Origin of the sequence: Candidatus Blastococcus massiliensis AP3, from assembly GCF_000582785.1 — a bacterium.
Classification (GTDB): Bacteria; Actinomycetota; Actinomycetes; order Mycobacteriales; family Geodermatophilaceae; genus Blastococcus; species Blastococcus massiliensis.
The window spans coordinates 2180-5680 of sequence record NZ_HG931176.1 but is presented as its reverse complement, the minus strand read 5'-3'; the positions used below and the strand labels follow the sequence as shown (position 1 = coordinate 5680).

2 rRNA genes are annotated in these 3501 nt (G+C 58.3%); both read right to left on the bottom strand.

Annotation, left to right across the window (positions count from 1 at the left end):
* Position 1: 1 nt before the first annotated feature.
* Positions 2–118: ribosomal RNA gene (gene rrf, locus BN344_RS18720) — 5S ribosomal RNA — on the bottom strand.
* Between the two features lie 114 nt (positions 119–232).
* Positions 233–3350 (bottom strand): 23S ribosomal RNA (locus BN344_RS18715).
* Positions 3351–3501: the final 151 nt, after the last annotated feature.

Sequence of the window (3501 nt, the reverse complement as noted above, 5' to 3'; positions counted from 1 at the left end):
TGTCCGGCGGCGTCCTACTCTCCCACCCCGTCTCCAGGGCAGTACCATCGGCGCTGAAAGGCTTAGCTTCCGGGTTCGGAATGAGACCGGGCGTTTCCCTCTCGCCATGGCCGCCGTAACTCTGTGAACATGTCGAACCAGGTTGCTGGTTCGTGCGTTCAGAACCGCACAGTGGACGCGTAACAATCTTGTTGGCCTGACATCCCGGTGCTCGATGTTCGAGTGGGTATGTGTGGTCAAGCCCTCGGCCTATTAGTACCGGTCAGCTCCACACCTTGCGGTGCTTCCACTTCCGGCCTATCAACCCGCTGGTCTGGGCGGGGGCCTTACCCGGTTGACCCGGTGAGAGACCTCATCTTGAAGCGAGCTTCCCGCTTAGATGCTTTCAGCGGTTATCCCTGCCGAACGTAGCTAACCAGCAGTGCACCTGGCGGTACAACTGGCACACCAGAGGTTCGTCCGTCCCGGTCCTCTCGTACTAGGGACAGCTCTTCTCAAGTCTCTTACGCGCGCGGCGGATAGGGACCGAACTGTCTCACGACGTTCTAAACCCAGCTCGCGTACCGCTTTAATGGGCGAACAGCCCAACCCTTGGGACCTACTCCAGCCCCAGGATGCGACGAGCCGACATCGAGGTGCCAAACCATCCCGTCGATATGGACTCTTGGGGAAGATCAGCCTGTTATCCCCGGGGTACCTTTTATCCGTTGAGCGACACCGCTTCCACATGCCGGTGCCGGGTCACTAGTCCCAGCTTTCGCTCCTGCTCGACCCGTCGGTCTCACAGTCAAGCTCCCTTGTGCACTTGCACTCGACACCTGATTGCCAACCAGGCTGAGGGAACCTTTGGGCGCCTCCGTTACATTTTGGGAGGCAACCGCCCCAGTTAAACTACCCACCTGACACTGTCCCTGATCCGGATCACGGACCGAAGTTAGACATCCAATTCGACCAGAGTGGTATTTCAACGGCGACTCCACGAACACTGGCGTGCCCGCTTCGCAGTCTCCCACCTATCCTACACAAGCCGAACCGAACACCAATATCAAGCTATAGTAAAGGTCCCGGGGTCTTTCCGTCCTGCCGCGCGTAACGAGCATCTTTACTCGTAGTGCAATTTCGCCGAGCCTGTGGTTGAGACAGCTGAGAAGTCGTTACGCCATTCGTGCAGGTCGGAACTTACCCGACAAGGAATTTCGCTACCTTAGGATGGTTATAGTTACCACCGCCGTTTACTGGCGCTTGAGTTCTGAGCTTCGCCTTGCGGCTAACCCGTCCCCTTAACGTTCCAGCACCGGGCAGGCGTCAGTCCGTATACATCGTCTTACGACTTCGCACGGACCTGTGTTTTTAGTAAACAGTCGCTTCTCACTGGTCTCTGCGGCCACCCACCGCTGCCCCGCGCAAGGCGGTTCACAGTAGATGGCCCCCCTTCTCCCGAAGTTACGGGGGCATTTTGCCGAGTTCCTTAACCACAGTTCGCTCGATCGCCTTGGTATTCTCTACCTGACCACCTGAGTTGGTTTGGGGTACGGGCCGCTCGGAACTCGCTAGAGGCTTTTCTCGGCAGCATAGGATCATCCAATTCGCCTCAATCGGCTATGCGTCAGGTCTCACCCTCGTGCGGAACGGATTTGCCTATTCCGCGGGCCACACCCTTGCACCGGTACTACCACTCACCGGTAGGACTACCTTCCTGCGTCACCCCATCGCTTGCCTACTACCAGTCCAGGTCCCGTGCTCCACCAGATCAGTCACAAGTGACCTCACCGGCTTCGGACGGTTAGTATCGCTGGGTTCAGCATGGGCGTTCCTTCGCGGGTACGGGAATATCAACCCGTTGTCCATCGACTACGCCTGTCGGCCTCGCCTTAGGTCCCGACTCACCCTGGGCGGATTAGCCTGGCCCAGGAACCCTTGGTCTTCCGGCGGGGGAGTTTCTCACTCCCCTCTCGCTACTCATGCCTGCATTCTCACTCGCGTGGCGTCCACGGCTGGATCACTCCGCCGCTTCAACCGCCACACGACGCTCCCCTACCCATCCACACGCCTGGCCGGCCCCTCGAGGGGACCGACGGGCTATTGCGTGAATGCCACGGCTTCGGCGGTGTGCTTGAGCCCCGCTACATTGTCGGCGCGGAATCACTTGACCAGTGAGCTATTACGCACTCTTTCAAGGGTGGCTGCTTCTAAGCCAACCTCCTGGTTGTCTCTGCGACTCCACATCCTTTTCCACTTAGCACACGCTTAGGGGCCTTAGCCGATGATCTGGGCTGTTTCCCTCTCGACTACGAACCTTATCGCCCGCAGTCTCACTGCCACGCTCTCACTTACCGGCATTCGGAGTTTGGTTGACGTCAGTAACCTTGTGGGGCCCATCGGCCATCCAGTGCTCTACCTCCGGCAAGAAACACGTGACGCTGCACCTAAATGCATTTCGGGGAGAACCAGCTATCACCGAGTTTGATTGGCCTTTCACCCCTACCCACAGCTCATCCCCTCAGTTTTCAACCTAAGTGGGTTCGGTCCTCCACGCGGTCTTACCCGCGCTTCAACCTGGCCATGGGTAGATCACTCGGCTTCGGGTCTAGGGCACGCGACTCAGGTCGCCCTGTTCGGACTCGCTTTCGCTACGGCTACCCCACACGGGTTAACCTCGCCACGTACCACTAACTCGCAGGCTCATTCTTCAAAAGGCACGCAATCACCCCGCCCGAAGGCTAAGGCTCTCACGGCTTGTAGGCACACGGTTTCAGGTACTATTTCACTCCCCTCCCGGGGTACTTTTCACCTTTCCCTCACGGTACTTGTCCGCTATCGGTCACCAGGGAGTATTCAGGCTTAGCGGGTGGTCCCGCCAGATTCACACCGAATTTCACGGGCTCGGTGCTACTTGGGAACACGCTCGGGAGAGACTGAGTTTTCGTGTACGGGGCTCTCACCCTCTACGGCGACCCCTTCCAGAGGCCTTCCACTAACACAGTCTTTTCTTACTCCCTGTCCCCTCGGCAGAAGGAACGGAACGGTCCCACGACCCCGACCACACAACGCCTGCCGGCTATCACATGCGATCGGTTTAGCCTCATCCGCTTTCGCTCGCCACTACTCACGGAATCACTGTTGTTTTCTCTTCCTGTGGGTACTGAGATGTTTCACTTCCCCACGTTCCCTCCACACGCCCTATGTGTTCAGGCGCGGGTCACACCACATGACTGGTGCGGGGTTCCCCCATTCGGAAATCCTCGGATCAACGCTCGGTTGACAGCTCCCCGAGGCTTATCGCAGCCTCCTACGTCCTTCATCGGCTCCTGGTGCCCAGGCATCCACCGTGTGCCCTTAACAACTTGGCCACACAAAAAAACCCCACACACCACCCCCGGAAGGAAGCGCTGTGCGGGCCTACAAGAACTCTCACACATACAAGAGTCAGAAGATGCTCGCGTCCACTGTGCAGTTCTCAACGTACGACCAGCCACCGATCACCCGACCCCACCAGACCCG